This is a genomic window from Pseudomonas sp. NFPP24, from assembly GCF_900112095.1.
Taxonomy (GTDB): Bacteria; Pseudomonadota; Gammaproteobacteria; order Pseudomonadales; family Pseudomonadaceae; genus Aquipseudomonas; species Aquipseudomonas extremorientalis.
Genome location: NZ_FOKD01000004.1, coordinates 388,320 through 402,852, shown reverse-complemented (window position 1 = coordinate 402,852; position 14,533 = coordinate 388,320). Strand labels below are relative to the sequence as shown.

General features: G+C 61.0%; 10 protein-coding genes. 4 read left to right on the top strand and 6 right to left on the bottom strand.

Annotated elements, in window-relative coordinates:
- Nucleotides 1-10: 10 nt before the first annotated feature.
- Nucleotides 11-658, top strand: a complete 648-nt coding sequence (gene msrA / locus BM026_RS11305; protein ID WP_071492325.1) for a peptide-methionine (S)-S-oxide reductase MsrA — start codon at nucleotides 11-13, stop codon at nucleotides 656-658.
- Between the two features lie 127 nt (nucleotides 659-785).
- Here msrA and BM026_RS11300 read toward each other — a convergent pair whose 3' ends face one another.
- Nucleotides 786-1,622 (bottom strand): 23S rRNA (adenine(2030)-N(6))-methyltransferase RlmJ, encoded by an 837-nt coding sequence (locus BM026_RS11300; protein ID WP_093121304.1) that lies wholly within the window; start codon nucleotides 1,620-1,622, stop codon nucleotides 786-788.
- A gap of 174 nt (nucleotides 1,623-1,796) precedes the next feature.
- Here BM026_RS11300 and BM026_RS11295 point away from each other — a divergent pair, with 174 nt between their 5' ends.
- Complete coding sequence (locus BM026_RS11295) at nucleotides 1,797-3,074, top strand: O-acetylhomoserine aminocarboxypropyltransferase/cysteine synthase family protein (protein WP_092246523.1); 1,278 nt, start codon at nucleotides 1,797-1,799, stop codon at nucleotides 3,072-3,074.
- Here BM026_RS11295 and BM026_RS11290 read toward each other — a convergent pair.
- From BM026_RS11290 to putP, 3 genes are all read right to left on the bottom strand, one after another.
- Entirely contained in the window at nucleotides 3,060-3,743 is a 684-nt protein-coding gene (locus tag BM026_RS11290) for a DUF4123 domain-containing protein (RefSeq protein ID WP_093528563.1), read from the bottom strand. The genes BM026_RS11295 and BM026_RS11290 overlap by 15 nt on opposite strands.
- Before the next feature lie 26 nt (nucleotides 3,744-3,769).
- The gene (locus tag BM026_RS11285; RefSeq protein ID WP_093528560.1) at nucleotides 3,770-5,743 is read right to left on the bottom strand and encodes a type VI secretion system Vgr family protein; all 1,974 of its coding nucleotides are present in this window, start codon (nucleotides 5,741-5,743) and stop codon (nucleotides 3,770-3,772) included.
- Between the two features lie 204 nt (nucleotides 5,744-5,947).
- Nucleotides 5,948-7,432: a sodium/proline symporter PutP gene (gene putP, locus BM026_RS11280; RefSeq protein ID WP_071492330.1), complete on the bottom strand. Its 1,485-nt coding sequence runs from the start codon at nucleotides 7,430-7,432 to the stop codon at nucleotides 5,948-5,950.
- A 460-nt stretch (nucleotides 7,433-7,892) separates the two neighbouring features.
- Between putP and putA the strand changes: the two genes are divergently transcribed.
- Together putA and BM026_RS11270 are read left to right on the top strand one after the other, a co-directional pair.
- The gene (putA, locus tag BM026_RS11275; RefSeq protein ID WP_093513461.1) at nucleotides 7,893-11,846 is read left to right on the top strand and encodes a trifunctional transcriptional regulator/proline dehydrogenase/L-glutamate gamma-semialdehyde dehydrogenase; all 3,954 of its coding nucleotides are present in this window, start codon (nucleotides 7,893-7,895) and stop codon (nucleotides 11,844-11,846) included.
- A 204-nt stretch (nucleotides 11,847-12,050) separates the two neighbouring features.
- Nucleotides 12,051-13,853, top strand: a complete 1,803-nt coding sequence (locus tag BM026_RS11270; RefSeq protein WP_093528557.1) for an acyl-CoA dehydrogenase — start codon at nucleotides 12,051-12,053, stop codon at nucleotides 13,851-13,853.
- Here the strand turns inward: BM026_RS11270 and BM026_RS11265 are convergent.
- Entirely contained in the window at nucleotides 13,850-14,143 is a 294-nt protein-coding gene (locus BM026_RS11265) for a cell division protein ZapA (RefSeq protein ID WP_071492333.1), read from the bottom strand. The genes BM026_RS11270 and BM026_RS11265 overlap by 4 nt on opposite strands.
- Nucleotides 14,140-14,370: a hypothetical protein gene (locus tag BM026_RS11260; RefSeq protein WP_058423524.1), complete on the bottom strand. Its 231-nt coding sequence runs from the start codon at nucleotides 14,368-14,370 to the stop codon at nucleotides 14,140-14,142. The genes BM026_RS11265 and BM026_RS11260 overlap by 4 nt, the downstream gene beginning before the upstream one ends.
- Nucleotides 14,371-14,533 lie beyond the last annotated feature (163 nt).

Here is a 14,533-nt window from a genome sequence, read left to right as displayed (position 1 = left end):
AGGACTGATCATGGTCTTGCGCTCGGAAATTCTGGTGAACAAAAACGTGCTGCCTACTCAAGAACAAGCTCTGCCTGGCCGTGAAACCCCGATGGCATTGCCGGAAACGCACTTCGTCAATGGCAACCCGCTGCTCGGACCGTTCCTCGATGACGTCGGCTTTGCAATCTTCGGCCTGGGCTGCTTCTGGGGTGCCGAGCGTCGGTTCTGGCAGCGCGATGGCGTGGTCAGCACTGTGGTCGGTTACGCCGGCGGCTACACGCCCAACCCGACCTATGAAGAAGTCTGCTCGGGCCTGACCGGCCACAGCGAAGTGGTGCTGGTGGTGTATGACCAGGCCAAAGTGAAATACGAAGACTTGTTGAAAATGTTCTGGGAACTGCACAACCCCACCCAGGGCATGCGCCAGGGCAATGACATCGGCAGCCAGTACCGCTCAGTGATTTATGCCACCACGCCGGAACAACTGGCGGCGGCGCAGGCCAGCGCCAAGGCGTATCAAGCCGAACTGACCAAGGCCGGCCTGGGTGCGATTACCACCGAAATCGAAGAGGCACCGACGGTGTACTTCGCCGAGGCGTATCACCAGCAGTACCTGGCGAAAAATCCGCAGGGCTATTGCGGGATTGGTGGCACCGGTGTGACCTGCCCGATCTAAAGTCGACACGGGTAAAATGTGGGAGGGGGCTTGCCCCCGATAGCGGTGTGTCAGTCAGTACATCTGTAACTGATAGATCGCTATCGGGGGCAAGCCCCCTCCCACATGAGGTATTCACAAGGCGTGGTTACTCAGCGATGAGCCAATCCATCTGCCATCCGCCCTGGGTCTGCCCAAGCTTCCTGGACAGCCACGGCAGCAGCTCACGCAGCTCCTCTTCCAGCCCCCACGGCGGGTTGGCGATGGCCAGGCCCGAGCCAGTCAGGGTGTTGGGGGTGTCCAGCGGATGCACCAGTAACTCCACTCGCAGCAACTTCGGCGCGCCGGTGCCGGCCAGGTCCTGGTAGAAACGACGCAACATGCGCTGGTCCTTCACCGGGTACCAGATGGCCGCGACGGTCTGGCGCATGCGGCCCACTGCTTCCTTGAGGGAGGCGGCGCAGCGTTGCATCTCGTCGAGCTTTTCGAACGGCGGGTCGATCAGCATCAGCGCGCGCTTTTCCGGCACCGGCAACAGCGCACGCGGTACGTGCCAACCTTCGCCCAGGTGCACTTTGACGCGGCGGTCGCCCTTCATGTTGTCCTTGAGCAACACGCCGTCTTCCGGGTGTTTCTCATTGAGCAGCACGCGGTCCTGAGGGCGCGTCAGGCGCCGCGCCAGCTCGGGCGAACCAGGGTAGTAGCGCAACTCGCCATCCGGGTTCATCTCATGCAGCACGCGCATGTAATCGGCGGTCAACGGCGGCAGGTCGCTTGCGCTCCACAGGCGGGCGATGCCTTCCAGGTATTCACCGGTGCGGTTGGCCTGGTCGCCCTGCAGGTCGTACAGACCGATCCCCGCATGGGTGTCGAGGTAGGCGAACGGCTGCTCCTTGCGTGACATCAGGGCGATGAGGCGGGTCAAGGTCAGGTGTTTGAAGACATCGGCGTGGTTGCCGGCGTGAAAGGCGTGACGATAATTCATGGTTGCTCCTGCGCAGGGGGCGAAGTTTACCTTTTACGCAAGCGTTGGTGCAGGGCAACGTGCCGGGCGGTACTTATATCGAAAAGACAGGCTTTCACCTGAAAAAAGTCTAAATATCAATGATGACTCGGACTTATTGTGGCGATCCACACTCCAGGGAGGTCCATCACCATCATGAAAGACGCCACCATCGCACTGCACCACGGCTTCCAGTCGGACCCGACCACCAAGGCTGTTGCTGTGCCGATCTACCAGAATGTTGCCTTCGAATTCGACAACGCCCAGCACGGCGCCGACCTGTTCAACCTGGACGTGCCCGGCAATATCTACACGCGGATCATGAACCCCACCAACGACGTGCTGGAGCAACGCATCGCCGCGCTCGAAGGCGGTATCGCAGGCCTGGCGGTGTCGGCCGGCAGCGCGGCGATCCACTACGCGATCCAGACGCTCACCCGCGCCGGGGACAATATTGTCACCACCCCGCAACTCTACGGCGGCACCTACACCTTGTTCGCGCACTTGCTGCCCAGCTTCGGCGTCGATGTTCGCTTTGCCCGGGATGACTGCGCCGAAGCCATCGCCGAGCTGATCGACGACAACACCAAGCTGGTGTACTGCGAAAGCATCGGCAACCCGGCGGGCAACATCGTCGACCTGGAAGCCCTGGCCAACGTCGCCCACGCGCACGGCGTGCCGCTGGTGGTGGATAACACCGTGGCCACGCCGATCCTGTGCAAACCCATCCGGTTCGGCGCCGATATCGTGGTGCACTCGGTGACCAAGTACATCGGCGGCCACGGCAACTCCCTGGGCGGCGTGATCGTCGACAGCGGCAACTTCCCCTGGACCGACTACCCGCAGAAATTCCCCGGGCTCAACAACCCCGAGCCCGCCTATCACGGCGTGGTCTACACCGAGAAATTCGGCCCGGCCGCCTTCATCGCTCGCGCCCGCACCGTTCCACTGCGCAACACCGGCGCGGCACTGGCCCCGATGAACGCCTTCCTGCTGCTGCAAGGCCTGGAAACCCTGGCCCTGCGCATGGAGCGCCATACTGAAAACGCCCTGAAGGTCGCACAGTTCCTGCAAGGCCATGCCGAGGTAGAGTGGGTCAGCTACGCAGGCCTGCCGGACCACCCGCACCACGAACTGGCGCAGAAGTACTTGCAAGGCAAACCGTCAGCAATCCTTTCATTTGGCTTGAAGGGCGGCTATGAGGCCGGCGTGCGCTTCTATGACGCACTGCGCATCTTCAAGCGCCTGGTGAACATCGGCGATGCCAAATCCCTGGCCTGCCACCCGGCCTCCACCACCCATCGGCAGATGAACGAGCAAGAACAGGCCAAGGCCGGCGTAAAGCCCGAGATGATTCGCTTGTCGGTGGGCATCGAGGCCATTGAAGACCTGATCGAGGATTTGCAGCAGGCGCTGGGCTCAACTCAGCTCTGAGGCCAGGTAATCAGCCAGCGCTTCATGGCTGATACTCGATCGACGCGCAAAGTAGGCGACCTTGTGCTGCAAGGTCGCCGGCGCAAAAGCGGTGTAGAGGTCGGGTCGCTGCTCTTCGAGCCACTGCAACAGGTTACCGACCAGGGTTTGCGGCGATTGCTCCGCCAAGTGCTCCAGCAAAGGTACCGGCACTCGCCACCATGGGCTGGCTTTGGCGGCAGTGACCGGGCCAGTCGCAACAGTCAGCGATTGGCCACTAATGAGGTATCGCGGGAACACCGGCAACAGCTCTTCACCGCAGCGCTGAATGATCGGCAGAAACTGCGCGCCATCCCAAAAGCGCAAAAATACCTCTTGCCCATCGGCCAGGTACACCTTGCTCAGGCTTTGCAGGTGTGCGACCACCACGTCCAATGGGCAGGACGATACGGCCAGCCAGCCCCAATCCGTGGCGTCTGTGGCGGCAGCCCATTCCAGGAACGCGCTACCTGGATCGACGATGCCTACATAGGGCATCACCTCCTCCCAGGTCGCATAGGCCGTACTGGCCCAAACGGGATGCAAAGGCGCTCCGCCGGCCAGCGTTCGCCACGCATTCAAGGGCTGGGCGTCGCTGGCAGCGCCGAGTACTGCGAAGATCTTTTCACCAGCAAGCAAGGGTTGAAGCATCGACGTAGAGTCCTTCTGGGTGGAGGTCAAGTGAGATTGCACTGGCCGTTCCTGCATCGTTCGCACTCTTCGCAAAACGGTGCACTGCGTTTCAGGCTGGCGACCTGCACACGGGACAGCGGAGCCGGGATCACTGCCAACAGTTTTTCCTTCACCCCCGGCATCAACGGCGCCGCTACTGCAGCGGGCGCCCCGCCAGGCTGGATCGGCACGCTGCTGAAAATGCCACCGGCAGACAGGGTGATCGACTGCCCACCCGCCTGAATCGTGACGGTCGCGCCCGCGTCGATGACGATGCTTTGTCCTGCGCCTATCTGGATGGTCTGCCCGGCCCGGACCTGCTGCGAACCGCCCACCACCAGATGGTCGTCCTGCTTGAGGTCGGTCAGGCGGTTGCCATGATTTATCCGCTGTTCCTCGCCCTGCACTTCATGGTGCGATTCGCCGTCCACCATCACCCGATGGTCATGTAGCACATGCTGCGTCCAATCCCGCTGGGCGCGCAGATAGATTTCCTCGGCCCCCTTGCGATCCTCGATGCGTAGCTCGTTGTAGCCACCCCCCCCAGGGCTGCTCTGGCTGCGCAAGATGCTTCGGGTCTTGTCCGCCGGCAAATCGAGGGGCACCTGTGTTGCCGCATTAGGCAGGCAACCCATCACCAATGGCATATCCGGGTCGCCATTGACGAAGCCCACCAGGACCTCCATACCGACCCGCGGAATCAACACAGAACCGTAACGATCATGGGCCCAACCGCTGGCAACCCTCAGCCAGCAGCTGGACTGATCGTTGCGTTCACCGTTGCGGTCCCAGGCAAACTGCACCTTGACCCGGCCGTACTCGTCACAATGGATTTCACTGTCGGCTGGCCCCGTTACCACTGCGTTCTGGTAACCCGATATGGGCGGCCGCGACATCAGGAGCGGTGTTCGAAACAGCACGTCCCAGGGCGTTACGACAAATTCATTGCTGTAGCCTTGGGAGGATTCATCGCCATATCCTTCAGGGGCAGATTCCTCAAGCACCTGAGGCTGCCGCCCTGTATGGTGCAACTGAGTGACCAGCCACAAGGCATTCCACTCCTGACGAGGGTGGCCAGCCATCTTCAGGAACTGTCCGGTGACCAACGCCGGTTGATCGCTATGGCCACGGGCCTGGCGGTAATCGCTGCGATGACGCTCCAGCACGCGTTGCGCCAGGTACTTGCCACGCTCACGATCTTCGAAGTGCCCTGGGTAACGCTGGTCGTTCAGAGTCGGTTGCCGATTGCTGGAGACTGCGCTTTCCAACGTCAGGTTCGGCTTTTTGAAGTCGTAGTCCCGCAGATTCACACCGCTGGTGCGGGTCTTCAGCCGCAGAATAAAGCGCTTGATCGCAGGCCCATCGGCCACCATCCCGGAGCCGGGTGAATACGGCGTGACGTGATCCGGCTGCGCGAACACACTCTGGTCGTCGCCAAACACCAACAGGTGGCGCTCGGGGCTGTGCTGGAAGTGATAGTGAATGCCCCATTCGGCACACAAGCGTTGAATAAACTCCAGATCGGTTTCGCCGAACTGAACACAATACTCACACTCGGGGTACTTGCCGCTCAGATGAAACGCGAAGGCATCAGCCTTGATTGCCTGGGCTTCCAATACCTGCGCAATGATCTGGGGCACTGTTTGTTTCTGGAAGATCCGCTGATGCGTGCTGTGCTCCAGATAAGCCAGCTGCGGCATCAGGGTGATCTGATAGCGCGTAAGGCGCCTGCCCGAATCGCCTTGTGCGACCCGATACACCAGGCCATGAATGCCATGGCCATTGGCATCAAACCCCAGGAACGCCTGGCTGTGCAGCAGGCTCTCAAGGTCCAGGTCGGGTTGCTCGCTGACCAACTCCAGGTCAAAGCGAAAAGGCAGGCTGATGAACTCAGTCCCCATGAACCCGTGGACCTTGAATTCACTGGGTTCTCCATTGAGGGACAGGGTAAAGGCACTCTGATTGGCAGGAGCTAACATCCGGTGTTTCTCTGCAAGGGGTAAGGGGCCGATTCTGCATCACGGCTGCCCTCTGCCGAGCACGCGCCAGACAAATCAGTAAAACCCTACAAAAACGCGTACGAATCCTCTCTGGGTCGGCGTAAAGCACACGCAAAAAAAGGCCCGCTATCCATAGGAAGCGGGCCCCTCTTTCAACTCATCAGGCGCTTAAGGCCCGGCGAATTACTTGTTGAGGTTGTAGTCTTTTTCCGCCGCATCAAAACGCTCGACCATACCCGCAGTCGGTGCGCCCATCTTGCTTACGACGTAGATCGCGAGGCTGGCGAAGATGAAGCCTGGGATGATTTCGTACAGGCCCAGCAGCTCAAAGTGTTTCCACACGATCACGGTGATCGCGCCGACCAGGATACCGGCCAGTGCGCCGTTGCGGGTCATGCCTTTCCAGATCACCGAGATCAGCACCACAGGACCGAACGCGGCGCCGAAACCGGCCCAGGCGTAGCTCACCAGGCCCAGTACGCGGTTGTTCGGGTTGGCGGCCAGGCCGATAGCGACCAGGGCCACCAGCAGCACCATGGCACGACCGACCCACACCAGCTCAACCTGGGAGGCGGTCTTGCGCAGAAAGGTTTTGTAGAAGTCTTCGGTCAGGGCGCTGGAGCACACCAGCAATTGGCAGCTCAGGGTACTCATCACGGCAGCCAGGATGGCCGACAGCAACACACCGGCAATCCATGGGTTGAACAGCAGCTTGGCCAGCTCGATGAATACGCGTTCGTGGTTTTCAGTCACAGGACCGGCCACTTCCGGGTGTGCCGAGAAGTAGGCAATACCGAAGAAGCCCACCGCCACCGTGCCGCCCAGGCACAGGATCATCCAGGTCATGGAGATACGACGCGCCTTGGCAATCGACTTCACCGAATCCGCCGCCATGAAGCGCGCCAGGATATGCGGCTGGCCGAAGTAACCCAGGCCCCAGCCCATCAGCGAAATGATGCCGATGAAGGTGGTGTTTTTCAGCATGTTGAAGTTGTCAGGGTTCTTGGCTTCGATGGCCAGGAAGGTGGTGTCGACGCCACCAGTGGCCAGCAACACGATGATCGGCGTGAGGATCAGCGCGAAAATCATCAGGGTGGCCTGTACGGTGTCAGTCCAGCTCACGGCCAGGAAACCACCGACGAAGGTGTAGGCAATGGTCGCTGCGGCACCGGCCCAAAGGGCGGTCTCGTAGGACATGCCGAAAGTGCTTTCGAACAAGCGGGCACCGGCAACGATGCCGGAAGCGCAGTAAATGGTGAAGAACACCAGGATCACCACGGCGGAGATGATCCGCAGCAGGCCGCTTTTATCTTCGAAACGGCTGGAGAAATAATCCGGCAGGGTCAGGGCGTCACCGTTGTGCTCGGTCTGGACCCGCAGGCGACCGGCGACGAACAGCCAGTTGAGGTAGGCACCGACGATCAGGCCGATGGCGATCCAGCTTTCCGACAGGCCGGACATGTAGATCGCGCCCGGCAGGCCCATCAACAACCAGCCGCTCATGTCGGAAGCACCGGCCGACAAGGCTGTCACCACGCTACCGAGGCTGCGACCGCCTAGGATGTAGTCGGAAAGGTTGTTGGTGGAGCGATAGGCCATGAAGCCGATCAGCACCATTGCTGCGATGTAGATCACGAACGTGATCAGGGTTGGATTACTAACGCTCATAAGAGTGACGCCCTGGCTTTGTTTTTATGTAGCGGCGGTCTGTCAGACGACCACCCACTGGAAGTAGGTAGACGTAGCTGCGTGCCGCGCATTTATGACTGACGTTTCCCCAGGAAAGCCGCCAGCCGATGAACCAAACCTCAGAGGTGGTTGCACCTTGGGCGCGAATGCTATTCAACAAAGCAAATAAGGTGCAACCAGTTTCGCGAGAATAAGTTGCACCTTGATGTTAAATGCGCAAAACACCTCGTTTTTGCTCCTTTTCGGAGCAAGAACAGCCGATCTCAGAAGCAAACGCACCAAGGCGAAGCGGATTCCGTCGAAGGCCGGTTTTTTTCCCGATCACGATCGAAAAAATCATGAAGAAAATGGGTTGCACCCGGTTGCACCTCTGCATGCGCAAAGCTAATCTTGCCGCCAGCTGATGCCACTCGGTAGTGGCACCCATGAGGATAAGAAAATGGCTACGACCACCCTTGGGGTCAAACTTGACGACCCGACCCGCGAGCGCCTCAAGGCCGCCGCGACCTCCATCGATCGCACGCCGCACTGGCTGATCAAGCAGGCGATTTTCAATTACCTGGAGAAACTGGAGGGTGGTGCAACCCTGACTGAACTCAATGGTTTGAGCAGCAAGGACGCGGACGACGCGGGCGAGGTCCAGACCGACCACGCCCACCAGTGCTTCCTCGAATTCGCCGAAAGCATCCTGCCGCAATCCGTGCTGCGTGCGTCGATCACTGCCGCTTACCGTCGCCCCGAGCCGGAAGTGGTGCCGATGCTGATCGAACAGGCCCGCCTGCCGGCGCCGATGGCCGAAGCCACCAACAAGCTCGCCGCCTCGATTGCCGAAAAACTGCGTAACCAGAAGAGCGCCGGCGGCCGTGCCGGGATTGTCCAGGGCCTGCTGCAAGAGTTTTCCCTGTCGTCCCAGGAAGGTGTCGCCCTGATGTGCCTGGCCGAAGCGCTGCTGCGCATCCCGGACAAGGGCACCCGCGACGCGCTGATCCGCGACAAGATCAGCACCGGCAACTGGCAGCCGCATTTGGGCAACAGCCCGTCGCTGTTCGTCAACGCCGCCACCTGGGGCCTGCTGCTGACCGGCAAACTGGTCGCCACCCACAATGAAGCCGGCCTCACCTCGTCCCTGAGCCGCATCATCGGCAAGAGCGGCGAGCCGATGATCCGCAAGGGCGTCGACATGGCCATGCGCCTGATGGGCGAACAGTTCGTCACCGGCGAAACCATCGCCGAAGCCCTGGCCAATGCGAGCAAATTCGAAGCCAAGGGCTTCCGCTATTCCTACGACATGCTCGGTGAAGCCGCGCTTACCGAACACGATGCCCAGAAGTACCTGGCCTCGTACGAACAAGCCATCCACTCCATCGGCAAAGCCTCCCACGGCCGTGGGATTTATGAAGGCCCGGGCATTTCCATCAAGCTGTCGGCGCTGCACCCGCGCTACAGCCGTGCGCAGTATGAGCGCGTGATGGATGAGCTGTACCCGCGCCTACTGTCCCTGACGCTCCTGGCCAAGCAATACGACATCGGTTTGAACATCGACGCCGAAGAAGCCGACCGCCTGGAGCTGTCCCTGGACCTGCTCGAGCGCCTGTGCTTCGAGCCTCAACTGACTGGCTGGAACGGCATCGGTTTCGTGATCCAGGCCTACCAGAAGCGTTGCCCGTATGTGATCGACTACGTCATCGACCTGGCGCGCCGCAGCCGCCACCGCCTGATGATCCGCCTGGTAAAAGGCGCGTACTGGGACAGCGAAATCAAGCGCGCCCAGGTCGAAGGCCTGGAAGGCTACCCGGTGTACACCCGCAAGGTGTACACCGACGTGTCCTACATCGCCTGCGCACGCAAACTGCTGTCGGTACCGGAAGTCATCTACCCGCAGTTCGCCACGCACAACGCCCACACGCTTTCGGCCATCTACCATATCGCCGGTCAGAACTATTACCCCGGCCAGTACGAGTTCCAGTGCCTGCACGGCATGGGTGAGCCACTGTACGAGCAGGTTGTAGGCAAGGTTGCCGATGGCAAGCTGAACCGTCCGTGCCGCGTGTATGCACCGGTCGGCACCCACGAAACGCTGCTGGCCTACCTGGTCCGTCGCCTGCTGGAAAACGGCGCGAACACTTCGTTCGTCAACCGTATTGCCGACCAATCCATCTCGATCCAGGAGCTGGTGGCCGATCCGGTGACCAGCATCGAGCAAATGGCCACGCTGGAAGGCGGCTTCGGCCTGCCGCACCCGCGCATTCCATTGCCACGTGACCTGTACGGTAGCGACCGCGCCAACTCGGCCGGTATCGACCTGGCCAACGAACATCGCCTGGCATCGCTTTCGTGTGCCCTTCTCGCCACCGCTCACAACAACTGGAAAGCCACGCCGATGCTCGGTTGTACCTCCAGCGAGCAAGCAGCGGCGCCGGTGCTCAACCCGTCCGACCTGCGTGATGTAGTCGGTCATGTACAAGAAGCCACCGTCGAAGACGTCGACAACGCCATCCTGTGCGCAATCAGTGCCGGTCCGATCTGGCAGGCCACCCCGCCCGCCGAACGCGCCGCTATCCTGGAGCGCGCCGCCGACCTGATGGAGGGCGAGATCCAGCCGCTGATGGGCCTGCTGGCCCGCGAAGCCGGCAAGACCTTCGCCAACGCCATCGCCGAAGTGCGTGAAGCCGTGGACTTCCTGCGCTACTACGCGGTGCAGGCACGCAACGACTTCACCAACGACGCCCACCGGCCACTGGGCCCGGTGGTCTGCATCAGCCCGTGGAACTTCCCACTGGCCATCTTCAGCGGCCAAGTCGCCGCCGCATTGGCCGCCGGCAACCCGGTACTGGCCAAGCCGGCCGAACAAACTCCGCTGGTCGCCGCGCAAGCCGTGCGCATCCTGTTGGAAGCCGGTATTCCGGAAGGCGTGCTGCAACTGCTGCCGGGCCAGGGCGAAACCGTGGGTGCCCGCCTGGTGGGGGATGATCGCGTCAAAGGCGTGATGTTCACTGGCTCTACCGAAGTGGCGCGTCTGCTGCAACGTAATGTCGCGGGCCGCCTGGACGCCCAGGGCCGTCCGATCCCGTTGATCGCCGAAACCGGCGGCCAGAACGCGATGATCGTCGACTCCTCGGCGCTGACCGAACAAGTCGTGATCGACGTGGTGTCTTCGGCCTTCGACAGCGCCGGCCAGCGTTGCTCGGCCCTGCGCGTACTGTGCCTGCAGGAAGATTCAGCAGACCGTGTGATCGAAATGCTCAAGGGCGCCATGGCTGAATGCCGCCTGGGCAACCCGGAGCGCCTGTCGGTGGATATCGGCCCGGTGATCGACGCCGAAGCCAAGGCCGGCATCGAGAAACACATCCAGGCCATGCGCGACAAAGGCCGCAACGTATACCAGGTGGCGATTGCCGATGGTGAAGAGATCAAGCGCGGCACCTTCGTGATGCCAACCCTGATCGAACTGGAAAGCTTCGACGAGTTGCAACGCGAGATCTTCGGTCCGGTACTGCACGTGGTGCGCTACAAGCGTAAAGAGATCGACCAGCTCATCGGCCAGATCAACGCCTCCGGCTACGGCCTGACCCTGGGCGTGCACACCCGCATCGACGAGACCATCGCCAAGGTGATCGACAACGTCAATGCCGGTAACGTCTATGTGAACCGCAACATCGTCGGTGCCGTGGTCGGCGTACAACCGTTCGGCGGCGAAGGCCTGTCGGGCACTGGTCCGAAAGCCGGCGGCCCGCTGTACCTGTACCGCCTGCTGTCGACCCGTCCTACGGATGCGATCGAGCAATCCTTCGTACGCGGCGACGCACTGGCCGCACCGGATGTTCGCTTGCGCGACGCCATGAGCCAACCGCTGACGGCCCTCAAAACCTGGGCCGACAGCAACCAGTTCAGCGAACTCAGCGCCCTGTGCAGCCAGTTCGCCGCGCAATCGCAAAGCGGTATCACCCGCCAACTGGCCGGCCCGACCGGCGAGCGCAACAGTTACGCCATCCTGCCCCGCGAGCACGTTCTGTGCCTGGCGGACGTGGAAGGTGATCTGTTGACGCAACTGGCGGCGGTACTGGCCGTAGGCGGTTCGGCGGTATGGCCGGAATCTGACCTGACCAAGGCCTTGTTCCCACGCCTGCCGAAGGAGATTCAGGCGAAGATCAAGCGCGTGGCCGACTGGACCAAGGACGAAGTGGTGTTCGATGCGGTATTGCACCACGGTGATTCCGACCAGTTGCGCGCGGTGTGCCAGCAAGTGGCACAGCGTGGTGGCGCGATTGTCGGGGTGCATGGTTTATCCCAGGGCGAGACGGCGATTGCGCTGGAGCGTTTGGTGATTGAGCGGGCGTTGAGTGTCAACACCGCTGCGGCGGGTGGTAACGCCAGCCTGATGACCATCGGCTAACTGCCTGACGAAATGCGGTAAAAAATGTGGGAGGGGGCTTGCCCCCGATAGCGGTGGATCAGCCAATGCACTTGGTGACTGACACATCGCCATCGGGGGCAAGCCCCCTCCCACATTTGCCTGTGCATCACCCAAATCAATGTTGCTATCCAGCCTCTATTCGCGCACTTAGACTCAGGCCAATTCCTCCAAAGGTAATCCGCCATGTCCGAGACGCTGCTCAGTTCCCGCAATCTGGCTTTCGAGCTGTACGAAGTCCTCGATGCCGAGGGCCTGACCCAGCGCGAGCGGTTTGCCGAGCACAATCGCGAAACCTTCGACGCGGCCATCAGCACCGCCCGCAGCATTGCGGAAAAATACTTTGCGCCCCACAACCGCAAGAACGACGAGAACGAACCGCGCTACGAAGACGGCAAGGCCATTCTGATTCCGGAGGTCAAACCGGCGGTGGATGCGTTCCTTGAAGCCGGTTTCCTCAACGCAGCACGCAGTTTCGAAGCCGGTGGCATGCAACTGCCCACCCTGTTGTCACAAGCCTGTTTCGCGCACTTCCAGTCGGCCAACGCCGCGTCCACGTCCTACCCGTTCCTGACCATGGGCGCCGCCAACCTGATCGAAAGCTTCGGCACCGCGGATCAGAAACAACGCTTCCTGCAACCGATGATCGACGGCCGTTTCTTCGGCACCATGGCCCTCACCGAACCCCACGCCGGCTCATCGCTGTCGGATATTCGCACCCGCGCAGAACCAGCGGCTGACGGCACCTATCGCCTCAAGGGCAACAAGATCTTTATTTCCGGCGGCGATCACCCGCTGTCGGAAAACATCGTGCACATGGTGCTGGCCAAGCTGCCGGAAGCGCCCGCCGGGGTGAAGGGCATTTCGCTGTTTATCGTGCCCAAGTTCCTGGTCAACGACGATGGCAGCCTGGGCGAGCGCAACGATGTGTTGCTGGCCGGTCTGTTCCACAAGATGGGCTGGCGCGGTACCACCTCCACGGCGTTGAATTTCGGCGATAACGGCAACTGTGTCGGCTATCTGGTGGGCAAGCCGCACCAAGGTTTAAGCTGCATGTTCCAGATGATGAACGAGGCGCGCATCGGTGTAGGTATGGGCGCGGTAATGCTTGGCTACGCCGGCTATCTCTATTCCCTGGAGTACGCCCGCGAGCGCCCTCAAGGTCGCCTGCCCGACAGCAAGGATCCTACAACCGCACCGGTCTCGATCATCCAGCACGCCGACATCAAGCGCATGCTGCTCACACAAAAATCCTATGTGGAAGGCGCCTTCGACCTGGGCCTCTACGCCGCACGCCTGTTCGACGACACCACCACCCTGGAAACCGAAGACGCGCGCAAACAGGCCCATGAACTGCTGGACCTGCTGACCCCCATCGTCAAATCCTGGCCGTCGGAGTTCTGCCTCAAGGCCAACGAACTGGCGATCCAGATTCTCGGCGGCCACGGCTACACCCGTGAATACCCGGTGGAGCAGTACTACCGTGATAACCGCCTGAACCCGATCCATGAAGGCACCCATGGCATTCAGTCCCTGGATTTGCTGGGGCGCAAGCTGGCACAGAATGGCGGCGCGGGCTTGAAGCAACTCATCAGGTTGATCGCCGAAACCGGCGCCCGTGCGCAGCAATATCCAAGCCTCACTGCACTGAGGGAACCGCTGGAACAACTGGTGAACCGCCTGCAAGGCGTGACCATCGGCCTGCTGACGGATCTCGCCCAGGGCAAGGTCAACAGCAGCCTGGCGAACTCGGCGCTGTACTTGAAGGTGTTCGGGCATACGGTGATTGGCTGGCGCTGGCTGGAACAGGCAATTCGCGCCGAAGAAGGCTTGGCCAAGGGCAATGCGGCCGATGTGGCCTTCTACAAAGGCAAGCTCCGGGCTGCCCGGTACTTCCTGACCTGGGAAGTACCGGGCTGCCATCATGAACTGGCGATTCTGGAGGCACGCGATGACACGTGCCTCGGTATGCAGGATGAGTGGTTCTAAGGCGTTCCGATCGCCTTGGAAATCACATCGACCGTGGCGCTGACTTGCTCTTGGTAACGGTCGAGTTCCTGCTGGTGAGCCTGCTGCATTTCGATCTGCTCGGCGCACAGGTTCAGCGCCGCCAGCACCAGTAATTTGTCACCGATCAGGGTCGGGTACTTTTTCTTGGTGGTGGCCAGGGAGGCCTTGAGCAGGGTCACGGCGTGCATCAGGGTCTTATCTTCCCCAGGCGGGGCCTTGATCGAGTAATCCTCTCCGAGAATCGAAACGACCTTTATCCCTTCACTCATGCGCTGACAGGCCCTGCACTCACACGCTCAACCAGCGCCTGGATACGGGCGGCGGTGGCGCCGTGCTTCTCTTCCTGTTCCATCAGGCTCAGTTGCAGGCTGTCGTTCTCATCCTTGGCGCGGGCCAGTTCGGCCTTGAGGGATTCATTGCTGCCCAGCAGGTCCTGATTCTGTTGTACGAGGTCGCTGACGAGTTGTTCCAATTGGCTGAGGGATGCTTCTAACATTTTGATTTCTCTGGCTTTTCAAAGGGCGGTGACGATAAAGAAAATTCACCTCGGATGCCAGGGTTATCCCCGGCGCGCGGCCCGTTTTTTAAGGGCCGGGCCGCACTTTCGAGCCTTAGTGACTGCATTTACCGGATCTGGTTCCTGAATCAGTCAAACCCCT